Consider the following 516-nt stretch of genomic DNA (forward strand, 5'->3'; position numbering starts at 1 on the left):
CCTTCAGCCATTGGTCTTATCATGCTCGTATATGGTGTATCCGTTGCGATCGGTAATATCTGGGGCGGAAAACTTGCAGATAAACGCGGCCCTATTAGTGCGCTTAGCATTATATTTAGCGCCTTAAGCATTATTCTTTTACTGTTCACCTTTACTATGCAATCCAAGATTGCCGCGGTGCTGACTATTTTGGTATGGGGTGCTTTTGCCTTCGGTAATGTACCGGGCCTACAAATCTACGTGGTCAAACAAGCTGAAAAGTATACGCCGAACGCTGTCGATGTTGCCTCTGGGTTGAACATTGCTGCATTCAATATCGGTATTGCATTGGGCTCAATCATCGGTGGTAGCGTGGTTGAAAACATGTCACTGCAAGACACCGCTTGGATCGGTGCTGTCATCTCTTTAATGGCATTAGCGGTGACACGCTATTCAGGTCTGCGTGATAAGCGTGCCCTGCAAACATCATAGAACCATTCAAGATATAACCTTTCAATATACAACCTCTCAATACAT

The 516-nt window shown here is 45.2% G+C and carries 1 protein-coding gene; it reads left to right on the forward strand.

Annotated elements, in window-relative coordinates; translation table 11 throughout:
- Positions 1–471: MFS transporter (locus tag ACS8FC_RS20945; protein WP_439298199.1), on the forward strand; the 471-nt coding region annotated here is incomplete at its 5' end.
- Positions 472–516 lie beyond the last annotated feature (45 nt).

It is taken from the genome of Psychrobacter sp. 1Y4 (assembly GCF_051847555.1).